Genomic DNA, 21,839 nt, shown 5'->3' with positions numbered 1-21,839 from the left:
CTATATTAGTACATCTATACTCCTTTAATTGCCCTTGCCCGGACAACAAGGAGACTCATAATGACAACTATAAAAAAATACACAAAAAAAGACGGTGCTACCGCCTATATGTTCAATGTATATCTTGGTACTGATCCACTCACTGGAAAGCCAAAAAGAACAACTAGACGCGGATTCACTTCATTAAAAGAAGCAAAACTCGCACTAGCGAGGTTAGAACTTAATATAGAAACTAATGGGTTTAAAATGTCTAAAAAGATGCTTTTCCGAGAGGTATATGAATTGTGGTTGGAAAACTATCGTCATACAGTAAAACTTTCAACAGTGAACACCACAGTAACTTATTTCAAAACAGCGATATTACCCAAATTTGCAAACTTACCTACCGATAAAATAACTATTGCTTATTGTCAAAAGATAGTAAACGAATGGTCCAAACACTACGTAAATTATCGGAGTTATAGAAACTACGTAAAAATGGTTTTGGATTACGCAACCACACTTCAAGTGATAACGGATAATCCAATGCAGAAAATTATTATGCCAAAGCCAGTGCAGAAAATTGTAGATACAGATCCAGTCGAGAACTTTTATAACATGCAGCAATTAGAAGAATTTTTAAGTACGATTGAAAAAAACGAAAAAATGAAAGTGTATGTACTGTTTAGGCTGCTTGCTTTTACAGGTGCAAGAAAAGGTGAAGTATTAGCTTTGACTTGGGATGATATTAATTTTATTGAAAAAACAATTAGGTTCAATAAAACACTTGCTAAAACTGAGGAATCGACTAGATACGTTCAAACACCTAAAACAGCTCAATCCAAGCGTACAATTAGTGTGGATGATAAAACACTTGACGTACTGGAAAAATGGAAGAAAACTCAGGCAAAATTGTTATTAACATATGGAATCAATACAACATTCAATAACAATCAACCTGTGTTAGCTTCCACAGATAAAAGAGCAATGAATGATTACCATTCAACTGTTTACCCTAATCACCAGCTAAAAGCCTTAATTAAAAAGTATGGGTTCCCTCCTATTACAATTCATGGTTTTAGGCACACCCACGCTTCCCTATTGTTTGAGGCTGGAGCAAGTTTAAAAGATGTGCAGGATCGCATTGGCCATACTGACATTAAAACCACCATGAATGTATATACTCATGTAACTCAAAAAATGAAAGATAATACTGCTGAAAAATTCGCTAAATACGTCAATTTTTAATGATTGGTATTCAATTTGGTATTCAGTCATTCTTTAATAGGTCGTTTGTTTACTTATTTATCAGCAAGAAAACCCAGTAATATCAAGGTATAGACAAGCTATGTATTTAAGGTAGAATAAAAAATATGACTAATATATGCAACTATTTAGAAAAAGAGGTATTGTCCATGGAATTTTCTGATCGTTTAAAAAATCTCCCTCCCCAATTTTTTGCAACATTAGTACAAAAAGTAGCGAAGGCTGTGGCAGAAGGTAGGGATGTTATCAATCTCGGACAAGGAAACCCTGACCAGCCGACACCTGACCATATTGTACAAGCGCTATCGACAGCAGCACAAAGTCCGCTTTCTCATAAATATTCTCCCTTTAGAGGTATAAACGAGCTTAAGCAAGCGGCCGTAGATTTTTATTCTCGAGAGTATGACGTTAATATAGATCCTAGTAAAGAGGTAGCCGTACTTTTTGGTACTAAAATAGGTTTAGTAGAGCTACCTTTAGCTATGATGAATGAGAAGGAATTAATGCTCCTTCCTGACCCTGGTTATCCAGATTATCTCTCTGGAGTAGGACTAGCAAATGTGCAATTTGATACTATGCCACTGTTAGAAGAAAATGCGTTTCTACCCGATTACAAGCAGCTTACCCCGGATCAAAAAGAGGCAGCGAGACTAATGTATTTGAATTATCCTAATAATCCTACGGGAGCCTCTGCTACTTTAGAGTTTTTCCAAGAAACTGTTGAGTTAGCAAAGGAAAATGATATAGCCATTGTCCATGATTTTGCTTACGGAGGCATCGGCTTTGATGGGAAAAAACCTATTAGTTTCTTACAAGCAAAAGGTGCTAAAGAAGTCGGAATTGAAATGTATACGCTATCCAAAACCTATAATATGGCAGGATGGCGCGTAGGGTTTGCCGTAGGTAATTCCAAAATGATTGAGGCTATCAATATTATACAAGACCATCTTTTTGTCAGCCTCTTCCCTGCTGTTCAATCTGCAGCAGCAGAAGCACTAAATGGGTCTCAGGAATGCGTGGAAGATCTAGTGGCACTCTATGAAAAAAGAAGAAATACTTTCATAGAGGCTTGTCGCAAAATTGGTTGGAATGTGAAAGCTCCTGAAGGCTCATTCTTTGCATGGCTTCCTGTACCAAATGGCTATACTAGTGAACAATTTGCTGACATACTTCTAGAAAAAGCAGACGTTGCTGTCGCTGCTGGCAATGGATTTGGTAAACACGGGGAAGGTTATGTACGCATCGGACTTTTAGTTGATGAGGATCGCCTGATTGAGGCTGTTGACCGTATAGAAAAGCTAGAACTTTTTTAAGAATTAGTTACTGTTATCATCTAAAAGATGTTTAAGTGAAGTTAAAAGACACTACTTTCTATGAAAATAATTGATAACTGGACTTTATAACCGCATAAAAATTTTTATGACCGGATAGCGCGATTTTATGACCGGATAAAAATATTTATGACCGGATAGCAACGTTTTATGACCGGATAAATTTTTTTATGTCCGTTCAATAAAAAACAAGATTAATCCTCTGGAGGTATCTTTAAATGAAAAAATTTATAGGACTATTTATACTTGGTATTTTAGTTTATTTTCTCATCACAATATTAATTAGTGTGTTTAAGTGAAATAGTCAACAAAATAAAAAAAAGACTACAAAAGTAGTCTTTTTTATGTCATATTCTATTGTTTATTTGAATTCTTTTATATGTTAACCTACTCCACTTTCTATTCATCTATTGACCTGGAGAACTTGCTCCCTTTCTCAATCGGATAAAACTGAATTGCACAAGTCTCTTCATCATGTTTCCGATGGAATTCCATCCCTTTTACTTCGGCTAAAACTAGGTCAACCGTAATTACAGGATTCTCACCTTTGATGAAGTGACCTCCAAAAACAGCACCATATTGATCGCACATTAATCCGTGAAAATGTGTGGCATAATTTCCTTCTTGCTGACATATAACTCCTGTACCAGATAAAAATTCTATAGGTCCTTCTTTTACGATTATTTCATTATAGGCTACACCTATTTTCGAGGAATCAGCTGGAATTAAATAGACAAAGCCACACTTTTGAAAGCTTCCAAAGCAGCTAACGATAGTGGCAGAAGTAATTTGGTTGGCTTCACATATTGCTTCTATCCCTTCTATCAAATCTGTTCCATATTTTAATCTAGCACCAACTATTCTCTCAAAATCACCAACTGCAAAATTTGCTCTTATTGTCATGTCGATTCCTCCAATTGCATAATTATTTATTATCTTATAATTTTAATCTTTTCTAAAAAATTTTACTATTAAAAAATAGCTCTTGACTTTGTTAGTTTAGTATAGTAAATTTTCATTTATAGAATAAACGAAAAACTTAATAGCTTATTATCTCTTATCAAGAGTAGCTGAGGGACTGGCCCGTTGAAGCTCGGCAACCATCTATACCAAAAGTATAGAAAGGTGCTAAATCCTGCAAAACATTTTTGTTTTGGAAGATAAGAGAGGACAATGCATTTTTGTGTGCCTCTCTTTCTTTTTGAAAGAGAGGCTTTTATATTTATTCGTATTCTTTAATAATTATTAAGGAGGAATTTTAATGAAAAAGGTTGGTTTAGTATTATCAGGAGTTCTATTAACGGGGTTGCTTGCGGCTTGTGGTGATGAATCTAAAGGTGACAAAGCCTTAGATGAAAATAAATTAGTCATAGGTGTAACTGCTGGTCCTCACGAACAAATAGCTGAGGTTGCAGCAGAAGTTGCAGCAAAAGATGGACTAGAAATAGAAATTAAAGCTTTTTCTGATTACATACTTCCAAACACAGCACTTTCTGAAGGTAACCTAGACGCAAATAGCTATCAACATGAGCCTTTTCTAGATGCTTTCAACGAAGACCATGGTACTGAGCTAGTACCAGTTGGTAAAACTATTTTAAACCCAATGGGTATTTACTCTGAAAAATTTAAATCCTTTGAAGATTTACCAGAAGGTGCCACATTTGGATTACCAAACGACCCAACTAACGGTTCACGCGCATTATATATACTAGAGGAAAATGGCTTTATTAAAATTAAAGAAGATAAAAAAGAAAATGCTTCTATTTATGATATCGAAGAAAACCCTAAGAATATTGAATTTATCGAATTAGAGGCTGCTCAAATACCGAAACAGCTTAGCGAGGTAGATGCTGCAGCAATCAATACAAATTTTGCTTTGGCTGCTGGCATTAACCCGAAGGAAGACTCAATTCTTTTAGAGTCATCTAACTCTCCATATGTGAACTATATCGTTGTACGCGCGGAAAACGAAGATGATCCAACCGTTCAAAAGTTTGTAAAAGCTTATCAATCAGAGGAAGTCAGAACATTTATCGAAGAAGAGTTTCAAGGTTCTGTGTTAGCAAGCTGGGATGAGTAGAAATAACAAAAACGTTGCCGCAACCGGTAACGTTTTCTTTAGAAAGGAAGATTTAACATGATAGTTTTAGAGAATATTACAAAGGAATTCATCAGCAAAAGCAACACAGTAAAGGCTGTCAGTAACGTAAGTCTTCATGTAAGAAAAGGTGAAATTCACGGAGTTATCGGCTATAGCGGAGCAGGGAAAAGCACACTTATCAGATGTGTTAACCTACTCGAAAAGCCAACAAAAGGCAAAGTATACATTAATGGCGAAGAAATAACCCCCCTCCCCCTTCCTCAACTTCGAAAAGTCAGAAACAAAATAGGCATGATTTTTCAAGGATTTAACCTTTTAAAAACTGCCACTGTTTACGACAATATCGCTATACCTTTAAAGCTGCTTGGCTACGACAAGAACGAAGTTAAAAAAAGAGTGGAAAAATATTTAGAAATAGTAGGCTTAACCGATAAGCATAAAAGCTATCCAAACCAGCTTTCTGGCGGTCAAAAGCAACGTGTAGCTATTGCAAGAGCTCTCTCCCAGGAACCAGAAGTATTATTAAGTGATGAAGCAACAAGTGCTCTGGATCCAGAAACGACGGACTCAATATTAGAGCTCTTATTAAAGATCAATAAGGAGTTAGGTATAACTATTCTTTTAATAACTCATGAGATGAATGTTATTCAAAAGATTTGTGATCATGTGTATGTGATGGAAAACGGAGAAGTTGTAGAAGAGAACACAGCTATTAATCTTTTCACGAAGCCTAGTCATCCGACAACTAAAAAGTTCTTAAACACAATTAGTCAACGTAACTTATCCCCTTCCCTTATTTCTCAGCTCCATGTGACGGGTGCAGTCACTCGCTTGACTTTCGTTGGGGAAAGTACTGGAAAACCATTATTAGCAGAGGTTAGTCAGAAGTTTGATGTACAACCAAATATCTTAACGGCCAATATTATTGAATTGAAAAACGGGATTGTCGGTAATATCGTGATTCATTTAGTAGGAGAAAAAAATCAAGTACAATCAGCTATTCGCTTCTTAGAAGAACAAGGCGTTGGAACTGAGAGCTTGGAGGTGCACTCATGAGTAGATTCGAACAATTCACTAATCAATGGTTGCCAATAATCGGAGAATCTGTAATTGAAACATTTCAGATGGTAGGCATATCTTTATTCTTTTCCATAATCATTGGTATCCCACTTGGAATACTTATCGTTCTAACTAGACCAGGTCAAGCGTTACAAAATGCGGTTATATACCAAGTTAGTAACCTTCTGATTAATATAATTCGTTCAATTCCATTTATTATTCTACTATTTTTTATCCTTCCTTTTACTAAATTTATTGTTGGAACTACGATCGGTGTCAAGGGTGTTATCGTTCCATTAGTAATTTATACTGCTCCATATATTGCACGATTGATGGAATCCGCACTTTTAGAGGTACAGAATGGTGTCATTGAAGCTTATACAGCGATGGGAATTAAAACTCCTTCTATCATTTGGCATGTGCTACTGCGTGAGGCACGTCCTTCAATTATTTTAGGCTTAACTATTTCGACAGTAGGTTTAATCGGAGCTACGGCAATGGCAGGTATGGTCGGTGCAGGTGGTCTTGGTGACCTAGCATATCGTTTTGGGCATTTACGATATGAAGAGGATATCATGTATGCCACGGTGCTTATATTGATCATTCTAGTTCAAGGTATTCAGTCTATCGGTAACAGATTAGCTGCAAGGATAAAAAAAGATTAAACGGAGGCATTTCTAATGACAAACCAATTGCACATAGAACGTAATGGGCCTATTGCTACACTTGTATTTAATAGAGCTGAAAAGAAAAACTCATTTTCTCTCGCTATGTTTAAACAGCTGGGTCAAATCTTAGAAGAGTTAGAAAAGGATACCTCTATTAAATTGCTTATTTTAAAAGGAGTGGATGAAACCTCCTTTTCTTCTGGAGCAGATATAACCGAGTTTTTAGAAAATCGTTTTTCTGCTGAGAAAGCGAAGGCCTATAATGACTTAACGCTTGAATCGGTTGAAAAACTATACCGCTTTCCTAAGCCGACTATCGCACTTATTAAAACATTAGCTATTGGTGGTGGTTTAGAGCTAGCTAACTCTTGTGACTTTAGATTTGCTTCGGCTGGAAGTAAGCTTGGTATCACTGCAGCAAATATAGGAATTATATATAATCTAACAAGCACTAAGCGATTGGTAAATTTGATTGGTCCCTCTAAAGCTAAAGAGTTACTTTACACAGCTAAGCTTATTTCTGCTGAAGAAGGACAGGAAATTGGTTTAATTGATTATGTTTTTCCGATGGAAGAAGTGGAAAAGGAATGCTTGATTTTTGCTAACAAAATTGTGAGCAAATCCTCCACTGCAAACAATGGAATCAAGCAAGTTATCCAGTCTATTTTAGATGGAGAAAATGAAGAAACCCTTGAGATAGAGCAGTTGATATTAGATTCCTTCAGCTCTAAGGATTATACAGAAGGTATTCAAGCATTTTTAGAAAAAAGAAAGCCCAATTTTACATAAGAGGTGTAGATCATGAGCAATGCTAAAAATAATGACTTACTATTAGGAAATATAGACAATCACACAAAATATCCAATTGACTTTAATGAATTAGAACAGGAAGCGAGAGAAGCATTAGAACCTGGTCCCTTTGGTTATATCCGTTCATCGGCAGGTGGAGAAGAAACCTACAATAAAAATATAAGTAGCTTTTCCAAATACTCGATAGTTCCAAGATTCTTAACAGATGTCTCTTCTTTAAATACAGAAGTGACAATATTAGGTCATACATATCCGCATCCTCTTTTCATCGCTCCCGTTGGTGTAAATAAAATTGCCCATGACGATGGAGAAATTGCTGTTGCGAAGGCGGCAGCAAAATATAATTTTCCTTATATACAAAGTACTGTGTCGAGCTATTCAATTGAAGAGATTGCCGCAGCAACTCCAGGCAGCTCAAAGTGGTTTCAGCTTTACTGGTCTTCCAATAAAGAAATTGCTTTTAGTATGGCAAGAAGAGTGGAAGCTGCTGGCTACGAGGCAATCGTGTTAACAGTAGATACGGTTATGCTTGGATGGCGCGAGGAAGATATTCGCAATCAGTTCTCCCCTCTTAAACGCGGCTATGGTCAAGGTAATTACGCAACAGACCCTGTTTTTATGGCTGCGTTAACGGAGCAATCTCAGGAAGCCATTGTGGATAGCATCCTAGAAAACATTTATCATCCTACATTAAACTGGAATGATATTACAGAGTTAAGGAATCACACATCCCTTCCTATTTTGATTAAAGGTATACTTCATCCGGATGATGCCAAGCTGGCAATTGAAAAAGGAATTGATGGTATCATCGTTTCCAATCACGGAGGTCGTCAGTTGGACGGTGTTATTGCAAGCATAGATGCTCTTTCAGGTATTGTGGAAGCTGTAAATGGAAGCATTCCAGTTCTATTTGATAGCGGAGTGAGAAGAGGTTCAGATGCTGTTAAAGCACTTGCTCTTGGTGCAACTGCTGTTTGTATTGGGCGACCATTCGTATGGGGACTTGCTGCCGGTGGACAGAAAGGTGTAGAAAGAGTATTAGAAAATTTCCTGCAGGAGACTAAGGTTTCGATCTCCTTGGCGGGTGTACGAAATATGGAAGAAATTGGAAATATGCTAGTTATTAAAGGTTAAAGATAAGGTGGTTTATCATGATAGCACAAGCTTTGACAGGTATGAAAATAGTTGATCTTTCTCAGGTCCTCGCGGGTCCCTATTGCTCTATGGTTCTAGCAGATATGGGAGCTGAAGTTATAAAAGTTGAGAAATACCCAAATGGGGATGATACTCGCCAAATGGGACCTTATGTTAAAGAAGAAAGTTATATGTATATGATGGTGAATCGAAACAAGAGAGGTATATGCCTTAATCTAAAAAAAGAGGAAGGCATTCAGATATTGAAGGAATTAGTCAAGGATGCGGATGTTATTATTGAGAATTACAGACCGGGTGTAACTAACAAGCTTGGAATAGACTATGAAACTTTAAAAGCTATTAATCCATCGCTTATATATTGTTCTATTTCTGGATATGGACAGACCGGACCCTATAAAAACAAGGGCGGATATGACATTATGGCGCAAGGTCTCTCTGGAATAATGGATATGACTGGAGAACGTGAAGGTAAGCCTGTAAAAGTCGGCATTGCTATACATGATATAGCAGCAGCACAAACAGCCATACAGTCAATTCTCTCTGCTTATATTTATCGGTTAAAATCAGGGGTTGGCCAATACATAGACGTATCCTTAGTAGACGCGGGTCTCGCTTGGACGGTTTGGGAGGCAGCTGCATATTTTGGTAAAGGCGAGATTCCTAAGAGAAATAGTACAGCTCATCGTGTCTCTTCTCCCTACCAAGGTTTTCAAACTAAGGATGGTTCTATTTTAATTGGTGCTGGCAATCAAAAACTTTGGGAAAAGTTTTGTTTATATGTAATAAATAAACCAGAGTGGATTAATGACAAACGATTCCTAACCAATTCTATACGAACACAAAATGTAAACCAACTTGAGTTGGAAATTGAATCTGTCCTTCAAGAGAAATGCTCATCCGAATGGCTATCGTTGCTTGATGAACATGGAATTCCATGCAGCCCAATATATTCATACGACCAAGCGCTTGAAGATGAGCATATTCTTTCTCGAGATATGGTGTTAAATTACGAGCATCCGATAGCTGGCCCTATGAAAACACTTGGCTTCCCAGCCAAATTTTCCGAAACCCCAGGGCAGCTGCGTTCCCCTGCCCCCCTGCTTGGCCAACATAATCAGGAGGTATTGGATGAGCTTGGATTTACGGAAGAAAAAATACGTGAACTTGTATCGAATGGTGTATTAAATAATTGATAATGATATGTAAAAGCCCTGTTAGAACGGGGCTTTTTCAATGGAAAGATACGAACGTGTTAAAGATATGAAAACAGGTTCATTTAATTCTAGAGCCTTATCATTCAAGGTCAAATGAATATAGTTGGGATGGCTAGAGTGCTGCCTACTCGCTATACTCATATAATTTCAAGACAGATGTAAGCGCTAGGTTTTCTTAGTTTAAATTTTTGACATCAGTCTTTTTGCGATTGCTTGGAATTCTTCTGGTCCGATACCGGGAGCAAATTCCTCCGGAAGCGATTCTAATTCAGGAATTTTATAACCCTTAGGACTGCCTTCTTTCACGAACAACCGGTCTCCACTTGTTGGATTTTGTCCCTTCCAAATTTTATCGATGTCCTTGTAATCGCCAACATTATTCCATGTGAATAGAACATTTCCGTATCCAAGATCCTCGTATTTGCGCGCGTGATCAAACGCACGATTATCCAAGTTAGGGATTGGTAGCATTTTGGTCACATCTACACCTGTCGCCATTTCAAGAGCTTTTGCGTACGCAATAATATGAGTTCCTCCACGTACTAATAAGTATCCAATCATTTCTCTAGCAGTTGGGTGTTCAGTCATTTCATATACTCTCATTTTATGAGTTCTAGCTCCACATTCCAAAAAGAAATTATGCAAAAGATCTAGTACTAGGTTGCCACTCGAAAATACGTAATCTCCTCTCCATGGATTACCCATGGAATCTCCTGCTAAAGAGGTTTGAGCATTGGCAATAAAAGCATAAGTGTTTCGCATATTTTTGGCATCTTGAAGTGGTGCTAAATCTGGATCTCCACTAAAGCCAGTTCCTTTATATAACAGATTAATCGTATTAGATACGAGCTCTACATGACCAAATTCCTCTGCAGTGATACTAGCAACCAAATCATAGAATGGTTTTAGCTTAGTTTTTCCACGAAAGTTAAAGGATTGATACATATAGTTGTTGAGAGTAGACATCTCACCAAATTTCCCACCTAATAGTTCTTGAACTACTGAAGCGGCATTTGCGTCACCATATTCTAAATTAGGTAATTCAATTAACAACTTATCTACTCTATTAAACAATTAACCATCCTTTCATTTAGGTATGTTCGGAGTAATCCAAACTATAGCTTGAATACGTACGTAAAAAGGAACTCCACCTACACTCACTACAATATGATCCGGAGCTACCATCGTCAGTTTACCTTGAAGAATATTTTTAGTTGTTTGTACTGCTATGTTAGTACCCATTAAACTTTGTGCCGCTTGGAAAACGTGTCCTTCAAATGGACTTACATACTCTACGCTTACCGTTTCATCCAACTTCCATCATCCCTTCTTTGCATTCATACTAGTTTATGAGAAGATGTAGTATATGGACACATTACTCAAAAAGTTAAAAGAAGGTAGAGAAAATGATTAAAAGACTTTTAATAACTGGGTATAAAGCCTATGAATTAGGTATATTCAATGACAACCATCCTGGTGTGCCTATCATAAAAAAAGCAGTTGAGAATCAGATGCGCGCACTTCTCGACGAGGGTCTTGAATGGGTAATAACAAGTGGACAGCTTGGTGTAGAAACTTGGGCTGCAGAATTGGTAGTGGAGTTAAAAAAGGAATTTCCACATTTAAAATATTCCATTATTACTCCCTTTTTAGAACAGGAAAAAAATTGGAATGATCAGAAGAAGGAAAATTATCAAAGACTTATAGCACTTGCTGATTTTCATACTAGTGTGACAAAGAAGCCCTATGAGGCTCCATGGCAATTTATCGAAAAGAATAAATTTCTCATAAGAAATACAGATGCAATGTTAATCATTTATGATGAGGAGAATGAAGGGTCACCAAAATTCATAAAAAAACTAGCGCAAAATTATGCAGAAAAAAATAACTACCCTATAATTAGTATTGACGCATATGACTTACAAGTAATTGCTGATGAAGAAAGGAACGATTATATATGATAAAAAAGAAACTTATGCAAAAAATCACCGATGCTACAGGTGTAACCCTTGAGCTAACTAAAGAAGAACAAGATTACGCTTTAGCGAAAGAACTTTTGTCAGAATCTACAAGTATATCCTTGATAGAAAACGACACCCTATTTAATAGAGCAATCATTGAACGGTTTGACAAAGAAACAGAAGAATTAGTTTCAAAAGAATCTAGCGCATTTTTAAAAACGCCAATAACTCATTTTAAAGAAAAAGTAAACGAGTTCATGTACTTAGAGACTGCTCACTTCGACGTGATTAGTGTAGATGCTATTGCCTTTGAATATGATGAAGTATTTGATGTGTATACAGCTATGTTTGGCCTTGCCATACAAAAAAAATATGGTGAAGCACTAAAAGCTTACTTGGACAATCACTTCGATGGAAAAGCAATGAATTACAGCGTCATGTTCTCTAACGGCGATGGTCTTTGGGAAGTAAACCTTCCATTAAATTATATTGACGGTTTTAACGATAACTATACTATAGAAGAAACATACCATTTTTTGTATCGCTTCCTCTTTTCTTTAGGTACATCAATCGAAAACTAAATTGCCCAAGCACAATCGTGAATTTCCCTAAAAAATTCACGATTGTTTTATTTCAAATGTGTTACAGGTGCCTGGCACCTGTAACACATTTTATCTATAAGTATCTGTACATATTTTTGGTTGTTTTGCTCACACTAATTGAGATGTTTTAATACATCTTTATGGAGGAGGAGAATAGATTGGATAACACATACAGTCAAAATCACAGTGAAACGATGAACGGGCAAACAGTTGTACCTCATTTTAATCATGGGGCTCACGAGCTAATGGATGTACATGAGGTATTGTCAGCAGCAATTGGTGCATTAAACTTGAAAACCATTCTTCGTCCTCATGTGAAGGATCAGGAATTACTGAATATCCTGGATCGCCAATATTCATTCGCTTTGGATGAGTATAATATGTTAGTGGAGTGCTTTAAAACCGGAAAAGATCCTTCACACCGCACGTCATCTTATAAGATGGCAACGGAAAATGATTTCACTTATGGTTTAAAGCCATCTTCACAGCCTAAGAAACCTATGCAAAGCATTTCAGAAATTAATGATGAAATGATTTCAGGTTATTTGCTAGGGTCTGCTAAAGCTGGTGCCGCTGGAAAAGTACCTGCTGCGTTAGAGTCTACCAACCCAGTTGTACGAAGAGTACTTCAAGACTCAATCCCGAACTGTATTGAGATGGCGTATGAGCTTTCCATTTATCAAAACAAGCATGGTTATTATCAAGTACCACGCTTCGATGATCAAACAATGGAACAGATCTTCAACAACTACGGTACTGCAGAAGGTCCAATGTACAAAATGCAATAATTCGAAGCAGCATCCTGGCGCTTTCTGTTTAACTTTGGAGCAGAAAGCGCTTTTTTTTTGTAAAAGCTAAGAATAATCTGCAATTTTGTATACATTTTTATAAGTAGAAACTCATAGAGATTTCTACAAAATTCACTTGAAGGACAAGTATTTTTTCTTTCCTTCGTATTTTCCAGTATAATAAAACAAAGTCCTATAAAGAAAAGGTGAAGACATGCGAGTTGCAATTTTTGACTTTGACGGAACTTTATACGAAGAAGAAACGTTCAAGCTGTTAATGAACCATTTAAAGGAACACCCAACTTATCATCCCCAATATAAACGATTCTATCGATCGATCGTACCTCCTTATATTGCAAATAAGCTTAAGCTTTATCCAACTACAAATATGAAGAAGCGGTCCATGCAACTATATTTGGAAGCTTTTGAAGGTAGATCAAGAGATGAGATGTATCAGTATTTTGATGAATTAAAGGAACAAATGCAAAAAAACTTCAATAAAAAAGTACTGGAAAAGCTAAATGCTCACCAACAAGAAAATGTACATATTTATCTAGTATCGGGTGCATATACTCAATTTTTAGAGCGAGTAACCGAAGGGATTTCATTCAAACAAATAATAGGCACTGAAATAATCTATAAAGAGAATTCAGTATATACGAAATCACCGCTAGAACATGTGAATGGCGCTATGAAGACTCAGAAACTTTTGGAACAGTTAGAAGGCCAAGAAATAGACTGGGAAAACAGCTATGCATACGGTGATAGCTATTCGGATTTACCTGTTCTTGAATTAGTCGGAAATCCAATTGCAGTTAAACCAGAAGAAAAGCTTCGAAATCTTGCCCAAGAACGCGGTTGGGAAATAATTAGATAGATTTAGAATGTCTTAAAAAACCTTTAATAAATCTTTGCTACTCTTACTATTTTTGTGGCTAGCGCAGTGCTAAATAAATGCATAAACTTCCTTTACCCAAGCTATCCATTTGGATGGCTGGATAGCTTTTTTTAATTCCGTCCGATTATCAAATAAATACTGCAAAAAGACCTGCTGTGAACAAGATCGTTCAACAGACAGGTCATTTTAACTTTACATTCTCATATTAATACCCTTCACCTGCAGGTAATCCTTAATCTCTGAAATAGTATAATCTCCGTAATGAATCATTGAAGCTACTAGTGCCGCGTCCGCTTTTCCTGCAGCAAACACTTCTTCTATATGCTCTAATTTACCCGCACCACCAGAAGCAATAATTGGTACATTTACTTTTTCCGAGAGTAACTTGATCAGCTCCACATCATAACCATTTTTCATGCCATCCTTATGAATACTTGTGCAAATAATCTCACCAGCTCCAAGATCGGTTGCTTGTTGCGCCCACTCCACTACATCCATTCCCGTTTTCTCGTGTCCAGAATGTGTATATACTTCCCATCTCACAATTTCCTTATCGTCATTATAAATTGGCATGGCATCAAGTCCCAACACTACACATTGTTTACCAAATATATCCGCTGCTTCTCTTAAAAGCTCTGGTCTTTGTACGGCAGCTGAGTTGACCCCTACCTTATCAGCGCCAGCGCGAAGAAGCCTCTTGAAATCATCTATTGTTCTAACACCGCCTATTACAGAAAAAGGTATATACACCTGCTCTGCAACTCGACGTATCCAATCTATTTTCAAATCTTGGTTTTTTAATGAAGCGGTGGTATCTAAATAGATTAACTCATCCGCGCCGTCTTCTGAATATTTCTTCCCTAGCTCTGCTGGATCACCAATTATTGTAGGGTTTCTAAATTGTACATACTTTACCGCTTTGTCACCTAAAACATCTATTGCAGGAACAATTCTTTTTCTAAGCATGCTGTCTAACTCCTTGCTTGCAGTAATTGTCTAGTAATTGAATGCCATACTTACCGCTTTTTTCTGGATGAAACTGTACACCCATCACTTGCTTATTTCCTATTGCACACGCAAAGTCGGGTCCATAATTAGTCACACCTATGACGTGTTGCTCCATCCTAGGCTCTGCGTAATACGAATGAACAAAATAGAAATCTGTGCTTTCTGGAATATCCTGAAACAAGAAATGATTTTGAACATCCTTCACTTGATTCCATCCCATATGAGGAACCTTTTCAGCCTCTTCACCAAACAATGGAACTGTTCCGGGTAGAAATCCTAAACATGGTACATCTCCCTCTTCACTAGTTTCTAAAAGAAGTTGCATTCCTAAGCAAATTCCCAAAAGCGGTGTCCCCTTGGCAACCTCTGTTCGTAAATAATCACTTAAGCCTGTCTCATTTAAAACATTCATAGCTACCTTTGCATTTCCTACCCCTGGCAGAATTAGCTTATCTATTAGATCGTCATGGTCACTAGGTTTAGTAATAAGCTTAATCTGATAACCAAGCTGAGTAATTGCCTTTACTACACTATGTAAATTTCCTGCTCCATAATCTATAATACCAATCATGCTGTTACTACCCCCAGTTCTAGTATTACTTTATTATGCCATCAGTTGACAGAAAATAAAAGAAAAACTTTAGTATGCTAATATGATAACACGATGAAATGTAGTACAAAAAAATCGAGAGACCCATCCCAAGGTCTCTCACATGATTATCTAACAACTGCTTTATTCGTTACATAGTCATTCACTCTTTTTGCTACCTCTTGACCTTCTTTAATTGCCCAAACGATTAAACTTTGGCCCTTTCTCGCATCACCTGCTGCAAATACACCTTCTACATTTGTAGTATAATCTTTAGCTGAAGCAGCAATCCTTTTGTTCAAAACCTTTACTCCAAATTGTTCAGTTAAAGAAGTCTCTGGTCCTTCAAATCCTATTGCTACAAAAACAAATTGCGCAGGCCAAATCTTTTCCGAACCTGGAACTTCTTTAAAGAAATAAAATCCGTCCTCACCAAGGATTTTTTCCATTTGGATTGTATGAAGCTCCTTTAGCCTACCATCCTTGTCTTTAATCATTTTTTTCGTTTGAATTAAATATTCTCTAGGGTCTTTTCCATATTTTGCATTAGCTTCCTCGTACGCATATTCCAGTTTAAAAATATTCGGATCTGTAGGCCATTGGTTATCCTCTGCACGGGATGCTGGAAGCTGTGGATGTTTTCCAAACTGAACTACACTACGACAGTTTTGACGGATAGCTGTAGCTACACAGTCTGCACCTGTATCTCCTCCACCAATTACAATAACATCCTTCCCCTTCGTGTTAATAAATTGACCGTCAGCGAAATTTGAATCTAACAAGCTCTTTGTTGTAGAAGTTAAATAGTCCATTGCTAAATAAACTCCCTCTGCATTACTACCCTCCATATGAAGTGCACGTTGTTTTTGTGCCCCGATGCAAAGGATAACTGCATCATATTGAAGTTTTAGCTCCTCAGCAGTAATATCCCTTCCAACCTCTGTATTTAAAATGAAATCAATACCTTCCTGCTGAAGCAGGTGGACTCTTCTTTCTACTATTTCTTTTTCTAGTTTCATATTCGGAATACCATACATCAACAGCCCGCCTGCACGGTCCGCACGTTCATAAACCGTAACAGAGTGGCCTACTTGGTTTAAATTGTCTGCACTAGCTAAACCAGCAGGACCAGAACCAATAACGGCTATTTTTTTTCCAGTTCTAATCGTAGGAATTCTTGGAGTAATCCACCCATTTTCAAATCCTTTGTCTATGATCGTTCTTTCGATATTCTTAATAGAAACTGCAGGATCTGTTATAGCTAATGTGCATGAGCCCTCACAAGGTGCCGGGCATACTCGACCTGTAAACTCTGGGAAATTATTTGTCATCATTAATCGATTTAATGCTTCCTGCCATTTCCCTCGGTAAACTAAATCGTTCCATTCTGGTATTAAGTTATTTATTGGACAGCCCGTAGTTGCACCTCTGATCTCGATTCCCATATGGCAAAATGGAGTACCACAATCCATACAACGTGCTCCTTGCTTGCGAAGAGACTCATCAGAAAGTTTATAAGCGTATTCCCCCCAGTTTTTTATACGTTTTAGAGGTGCGACTTCCTTTCCTTTTTCTCGTTGATATTCCATAAAACCAGTTGGTTTACCCATATAAAAATTCCTCCTTTCCTTAGTACCGCACTGTTTGCCTTCTCCACTCGATAATTAGACATCTTTAGATGTCACAGTGAGCATTGTAAAACTATTACTTACTCTGATCAGCTCTACCAAAAGTGCCTTACGTAGTGCTATCCTATTTGAGCCCGAATCTCTTCCATAAAGGAGTCAAATTACTTTATTTTTTGATAAGTGTAGCTTTCTTTTCTACTTGTTTTGTAGAGGTTGAAAGGAAGGCTTTCATCGCTGCATCATCTTCTGTTAATCCATCTTTTTTAAATGCAGCAATTTTTTCTAGCATCATTTTATAATCATTAGGTACAACCTTGACTACTTTTTGCACCATTTCATTCCAATTGTCTAAAATATTCATTGCTTTTGTGCTTCTTGTATAATAGTAATGATCCATGATTAGCTGTCTTACACTATGAGTCTCTTCTTTAGATTGAAGTTTCTCAAATCCAATCATTTCTTTATTACACTTAAATTTGAACTGCTCTATATCTTCAACCAATACATAAGCGATACCACCGGACATACCTGCTCCAAAATTTTTGCCTACGTCCCCAAGGATAACTGCACGACCGCCCGTCATATACTCACAACCATGGTCACCTATCCCTTCAACAACCACGTCTGCACCACTATTCCTTACAGCAAAACGTTCACCAGCTCGGCCGTTAATGAACACTGCTCCATCAGTAGCTCCATATAGCGCCACATTTCCAGCGATAACATTTTGTTCTGAAGTTCCTGATAATGGAGAAGTAACAACTAGCTTTCCTCCAGAAATTCCTTTGCCAAAGTAGTCGTTTACATCTCCCTCTACAAACATTGTCATTCCTTGTGGAATATATGCACCAAAGCTCTGACCGGCAGCACCATTGAATCTTAAAGTAATTGAATCATCTGGCAGACCTCTTGCCCCGTATTTTTTGGAGATTTCACTTCCAATAATGGTACCGACAACTCGATCAGTATTAGCAATCTTATATTGTAGATCAACCTTTGTTCTATTTATAATAGCTTTTTCCACTTGAGGCATAAGCTCCCTAATGTCAAATGACTTTTCGAGCTGATGATCTTGTTTTTGTTTACATGTTCTGTCTCCACTCACTTGGTATAGTAGGACAGAGAGATCTAGTTGCTGAGCTTTCCAATGAGATTTTGCTCGATCACTAACTTCAAGTAGGTCAGTTCTTCCTACCATTTCATCAACTGTTCTAAATCCAAGCAATGCCATATACTCTCTTACTTCCTCTGCCACAAACCTCATAAAGTTAACGACAAAATCAGCAGAACCACTAAATTTGTCTCTTAGCTCAGGATTTTGCGTTGCTATCCCTACTGGACAAGTGTCCATATGACAGGCACGCATCATGACACAGCCTAATACGATTAGAGGCGCTGTAGCAAAGCCAAATTCTTCTGCTCCTAACAAAGCAGCCATTACTACATCCTTTCCAGTCATCAGTTTGCCGTCGGTTTCCAAAACCACTTTATTTCGTAAGCCATTTAGCATTAACGTTTGATGTGCTTCAGCAAGTCCTAGCTCCCAAGGTAATCCTGTATGCTTAATGCTTGTTTTTGGAGAAGCTCCCGTTCCACCGTCGTATCCACTAATTACAATTACGTCTGCAGAGCCTTTTGCAACACCCGCAGCAATTGTTCCTACTCCCGATTTGGCAACGAGCTTCACACTAATTCTCGCAGATCTATTTGCATTTTTTAAATCATGAATGAGTTGGGCCATATCCTCGATGGAATAAATATCATGATGTGGAGGTGGGGATATCAATCCCACTCCAGTTGTGGATCCTCTGACATCTGCTACCCATGGATATACTTTATTGCCTGGAAGTTGACCGCCTTCACCTGGTTTAGCGCCTTGAGCCATTTTTATCTGAAGCTCATCTGCCTCTACTAAATAGTGACTATTTACACCAAAACGACCTGAAGCAATCTGCTTGATAGAACTACGTCGGTTATCCCCATTAGCATCTATTACATAACGATTAGGATGTTCTCCACCCTCTCCGCTGTTACTCTTGCCTCCAAGACGATTCATTGCAATTGCTAAAGTTTCATGCGCTTCCTGACTTAGTGAACCAAAGGACATAGCCCCTGTCTTAAACCTCTTCACAATGGAATCTACAGATTCAACTTCATCTAATGTGATTTTCTTTGTTCCCTTCTTAAATGTCAGTAGGTTTCGTAAAAAGCCTATTCGCTCTTCATTTGCCATTTCTGCATACTGACGATAAAGTCCGTAGTCTCCTCTTCGCGTTGCCCATTGAAGTGTGTGAATTGTCTTTGGATTAAAGGCATGATGCTCGCCAGTGCTTCTCCATTGAAAATCACTCCCTGAATCTAAAGCATCCACAGTAGATTCGACCGCTAGTATATGTCTACGAATTGCCTCTTCTCTAATCGTTTCTATGTCAATCCCACCAAGCTGAGACACAGTGCCTGTGAAATAATTCTCAATTACATCTTTGCTAATACCTACCGCTTCGAATATCTGTGCCCCTCTGTAGCTTTGTACAGTGGAAATACCCATTTTAGACATGACTTTTACGACACCTTCTGCTATCCCCTTACTATACTTAGTTATAGCATCGTGATAGTTGCATTCTAAGTGTCCATTTTGTATAGCTTCTGCAATGGTCGCATATGCAAGATATGGATTAATCGCATCTACCCCATATCCAATAAGTGCAGCAAACTGATGAACCTCTCTTGACTCCCCAGATTCCACTAAAATGCTAACTTTCGTTCGATTACCTGTTCGAAGCAAGTGTTGGTGTAAATGACTAGCTGCCAATAAAATCGGAATAGTTGGTTGAGACTGATTTAGAGATTTATCAGACAAAATGATTAAAGAGATTCGCTGTTCTATCAGTTCGTCTGCTTTTTTAGAGATTCTTCGGAAATCTTTTTCCAAATCTTCAGACATATTAATGTAAATAATACCACTTTGAAAGCTTTCATCCTTCAAATCCTTTATTTCTTGAAGTTGCCCATTAGTTAAAACTGGTGTATCCAAATATATTCGCTTCGCATTAACTTCTCCAGGGGTAAGCAGATCGCCTTCTGCACCAAGCAATGTCATGGTGGATGTAACAATATGCTCCCGTATTGAATCTATTGGTGGATTGGTAACTTGAGCAAACAACTGCTTAAAATAATTGAAAAGGGATTGCGGTCTATCTGACAATACAGCTAACGGGGTATCATTCCCCATAGAACCAATAGGATCTTTTCCCTCTATTGCAATTGGCAGCATATATTTGTGAATGTCTTCATACGTATAGCCAAAAGCCTTTTGACGAAATAACAGGCCATCAAGATTTTCTATGTTTTCTTCATTTACTAATATCTTTTGTTGATAGTCTTCTAACCATTGCTGATAAGGCTGAGCCATCGCCATTTCTGACTTAATTTCTTCATCGGATATAATTCTTCCCTGCTCCAAATCTATTAAAAGCATTCTTCCAGGACTTAGACGCTCCTTATAAAGAATATTATCTTCTTCGATATCTACTACTCCGACTTCTGAAGAAAATATAATGTAGTCATCTTTTGTCACGTAATAACGAGCTGGTCTCAACCCATTACGATCTAGAATAGCACCTATCTGCTTGCCATTTGTAAACGAGATAGCTGTTGGTCCATCCCAAGGCTCCATTAAAGAGCTGTGATAAGCATAAAATGCTTTTTTCTCTTGAGAAATATGAGGATTCTCAGTCCACGGTTCCGGAATAAGCATCATAGCTGTATGTGCCGGAGATCTCCCAGCTAATACAAAAAATTCAAATGCATTATCGAGCATAGATGAATCACTTCCAGAAGGATCAATAATAGGAAGGATTTTTCCTAAATCATCACCAAAGGCATCTGAAACAAACTGTTGCTCACGAGCTTTCATCCAATTGACATTACCGCGTAGTGTGTTTATTTCACCATTGTGAACAATATAGCGATTTGGGTGTGCACGCTCCCAGCTAGGGAATGTATTAGTGCTGTATCGAGAATGCACTAGTGAAAAAGCAGAAGTAAAAAGCTCGTCTTGTAAATCCACATAAAACTGATCTACTTCTTTAGGAGTCAGCATTCCTTTAAAAACTATTGTTTGACTTGAAAGACTTGCACAGTAGAATTTTTTAGCTTCTTGTTGTGCCCAATGCTCTATCTGTTTCCTAATAACATATAACTTCCGTTCAAAGGATAAAGAGTCAGGAAGACTTTTAGCTTTAATAAATACTTGCCGCACTACAGGTGCAGTATTTCTAGCTGAATCACTCAACATACTTTTATCTGTCGGGACTGTCCTCCACCCTATAAGTTCCTGACCTTCGGCGAAAATGGTATCATTTATTCTTTGTTCTATCGCTTGTCTTTCTTCATCCGCCTCTGTAAAAAACAACATACCTACCCCATACTGTCCTTTTTCCGGGATTTCCCATTGGCTACAAACTACCCGAAAAAAAACATCTGGGATTTGTACCATGAGACCTGCTCCATCTCCCGTTTGACCATCACTACCTTTTCCAGCACGATGATCCAAACGACATAACATTTCTAAACCTTTTTTCACTATATCATGTGTTGGTGTTCCTTTTATATTTGCATATAAACCTATCCCACAGGCGTCATGTTCTAATTCTGGATTATACATGCCCTGTGCTTTCGGTAGCTGGTGAAATGTCATGTAATCGACCTCCATTTTCCAAAAAAGTGTGTTAGGAACATTGTATGTTTTCAAAATAATATAAACAATATATAATTTGGATA

The 21,839-nt window shown here is 37.6% G+C and carries 19 protein-coding genes and 1 riboswitch; of the genes, 12 read left to right on the top strand and 7 right to left on the bottom strand.

All coding sequences use genetic code 11. The features are described 5' to 3' along the window. Nucleotides 1–60 precede the first annotated feature (60 nt). Nucleotides 61–1,227: a site-specific integrase gene (locus H9650_RS14185; protein WP_191697487.1), complete on the top strand. Its 1,167-nt coding sequence runs from the start codon at nt 61–63 to the stop codon at nt 1,225–1,227. Between the two features lie 167 nt (nt 1,228–1,394). Continuing rightward, on the top strand, nt 1,395–2,558 hold the full coding sequence (locus H9650_RS14180) for a pyridoxal phosphate-dependent aminotransferase (protein ID WP_191697486.1): 1,164 nt from the start codon (nt 1,395–1,397) through the stop codon (nt 2,556–2,558). Between the two features lie 417 nt (nt 2,559–2,975). On the opposite strand, the gene H9650_RS14175 is transcribed toward H9650_RS14180, so the two are convergent. Beyond that, nucleotides 2,976–3,479 carry a PPC domain-containing DNA-binding protein gene (locus H9650_RS14175; RefSeq protein ID WP_191697485.1) on the bottom strand — a complete coding sequence of 168 codons (504 nt, stop codon included), beginning with the start codon at nt 3,477–3,479 and terminating at the stop codon, nt 2,976–2,978. A 151-nt stretch (nt 3,480–3,630) separates the two neighbouring features. Next, nucleotides 3,631–3,743: riboswitch (SAM riboswitch) on the top strand. A gap of 94 nt (nt 3,744–3,837) precedes the next feature. Between H9650_RS14175 and H9650_RS14170 the strand changes: the two genes are divergently transcribed. From H9650_RS14170 to H9650_RS14145, 6 genes are read left to right on the top strand one after another with little or no spacing between them, the layout of a single operon-like run. Next, on the top strand, nt 3,838–4,656 hold the full coding sequence (locus tag H9650_RS14170) for a MetQ/NlpA family ABC transporter substrate-binding protein (RefSeq protein WP_151110074.1): 819 nt from the start codon (nt 3,838–3,840) through the stop codon (nt 4,654–4,656). A 57-nt stretch (nt 4,657–4,713) separates the two neighbouring features. Next, entirely contained in the window at nt 4,714–5,733 is a 1,020-nt protein-coding gene (locus tag H9650_RS14165; RefSeq protein ID WP_144536749.1) for a methionine ABC transporter ATP-binding protein, read from the top strand. Next, on the top strand, nt 5,730–6,401 hold the full coding sequence (locus H9650_RS14160) for a methionine ABC transporter permease (protein WP_144536751.1): 672 nt from the start codon (nt 5,730–5,732) through the stop codon (nt 6,399–6,401). The genes H9650_RS14165 and H9650_RS14160 overlap by 4 nt, the downstream gene beginning before the upstream one ends. 15 nt (nt 6,402–6,416) lie before the next feature. Continuing rightward, nucleotides 6,417–7,193 (top strand): enoyl-CoA hydratase/isomerase family protein, encoded by a 777-nt coding sequence (locus tag H9650_RS14155; RefSeq protein WP_191697484.1) that lies wholly within the window; start codon nt 6,417–6,419, stop codon nt 7,191–7,193. Nucleotides 7,194–7,205: 12 nt separating this feature from the next. Next, nucleotides 7,206–8,348, top strand: a complete 1,143-nt coding sequence (locus H9650_RS14150) for an alpha-hydroxy-acid oxidizing protein (RefSeq protein ID WP_191697483.1) — start codon at nt 7,206–7,208, stop codon at nt 8,346–8,348. 17 nt (nt 8,349–8,365) lie between these two features. After that, on the top strand, nt 8,366–9,562 hold the full coding sequence (locus H9650_RS14145) for a CaiB/BaiF CoA transferase family protein (protein ID WP_225216085.1): 1,197 nt from the start codon (nt 8,366–8,368) through the stop codon (nt 9,560–9,562). A 201-nt stretch (nt 9,563–9,763) separates the two neighbouring features. On the opposite strand, the gene H9650_RS14140 is transcribed toward H9650_RS14145, so the two are convergent. Continuing rightward, a complete protein-coding gene (locus H9650_RS14140; RefSeq protein ID WP_191697482.1) occupies nt 9,764–10,657 on the bottom strand; it encodes a manganese catalase family protein in 894 nt (297 codons plus the stop codon). A gap of 12 nt (nt 10,658–10,669) precedes the next feature. After that, complete coding sequence (locus H9650_RS14135) at nt 10,670–10,897, bottom strand: DUF2642 domain-containing protein (protein ID WP_154310901.1); 228 nt, start codon at nt 10,895–10,897, stop codon at nt 10,670–10,672. A 92-nt stretch (nt 10,898–10,989) separates the two neighbouring features. On the opposite strand from H9650_RS14135, the gene H9650_RS14130 reads away from it, so the two are divergent. The 4 genes from H9650_RS14130 to H9650_RS14115 all read left to right on the top strand — a co-directional run bounded on the left by H9650_RS14130 (nt 10,990) and on the right by H9650_RS14115 (nt 13,811). Then, complete coding sequence (locus H9650_RS14130) at nt 10,990–11,544, top strand: SLOG family protein (protein ID WP_191697481.1); 555 nt, start codon at nt 10,990–10,992, stop codon at nt 11,542–11,544. Continuing rightward, complete coding sequence (locus tag H9650_RS14125) at nt 11,541–12,125, top strand: branched-chain amino acid aminotransferase (protein ID WP_191697480.1); 585 nt, start codon at nt 11,541–11,543, stop codon at nt 12,123–12,125. The genes H9650_RS14130 and H9650_RS14125 overlap by 4 nt, the downstream gene beginning before the upstream one ends. Before the next feature lie 179 nt (nt 12,126–12,304). Continuing rightward, the gene (locus H9650_RS14120) at nt 12,305–12,934 is read left to right on the top strand and encodes a spore coat protein (RefSeq protein WP_370455722.1); all 630 of its coding nucleotides are present in this window, start codon (nt 12,305–12,307) and stop codon (nt 12,932–12,934) included. A 214-nt stretch (nt 12,935–13,148) separates the two neighbouring features. Further along, the gene (locus H9650_RS14115) at nt 13,149–13,811 is read left to right on the top strand and encodes an HAD family hydrolase (protein ID WP_151110086.1); all 663 of its coding nucleotides are present in this window, start codon (nt 13,149–13,151) and stop codon (nt 13,809–13,811) included. A gap of 213 nt (nt 13,812–14,024) precedes the next feature. Here H9650_RS14115 and hisF read toward each other — a convergent pair whose 3' ends face one another. The 4 genes from hisF to gltB all read right to left on the bottom strand — a co-directional run bounded on the left by hisF (nt 14,025) and on the right by gltB (nt 21,756). After that, complete coding sequence (hisF, locus tag H9650_RS14110) at nt 14,025–14,798, bottom strand: imidazole glycerol phosphate synthase subunit HisF (protein WP_144536769.1); 774 nt, start codon at nt 14,796–14,798, stop codon at nt 14,025–14,027. After that, on the bottom strand, nt 14,791–15,411 hold the full coding sequence (gene hisH / locus H9650_RS14105) for an imidazole glycerol phosphate synthase subunit HisH (protein ID WP_151110088.1): 621 nt from the start codon (nt 15,409–15,411) through the stop codon (nt 14,791–14,793). The genes hisF and hisH overlap by 8 nt, the downstream gene beginning before the upstream one ends. 146 nt (nt 15,412–15,557) lie before the next feature. Next, nucleotides 15,558–17,039 (bottom strand): glutamate synthase small subunit, encoded by a 1,482-nt coding sequence (gene gltD, locus H9650_RS14100; protein WP_151110090.1) that lies wholly within the window; start codon nt 17,037–17,039, stop codon nt 15,558–15,560. Between the two features lie 184 nt (nt 17,040–17,223). After that, nucleotides 17,224–21,756 (bottom strand): glutamate synthase large subunit, encoded by a 4,533-nt coding sequence (gene gltB, locus H9650_RS14095; RefSeq protein WP_191697479.1) that lies wholly within the window; start codon nt 21,754–21,756, stop codon nt 17,224–17,226. Between the last annotated feature and the right edge of the window lie 83 nt (nt 21,757–21,839).

The sequence above is a fragment of the Psychrobacillus faecigallinarum genome, from assembly GCF_014836595.1.
Taxonomy (GTDB): Bacteria; Bacillota; Bacilli; order Bacillales_A; family Planococcaceae; genus Psychrobacillus; species Psychrobacillus faecigallinarum.
The sequence above is the reverse complement of the archived record's forward strand: the minus strand, read 5'-3'. Positions and strand labels throughout refer to the sequence as shown.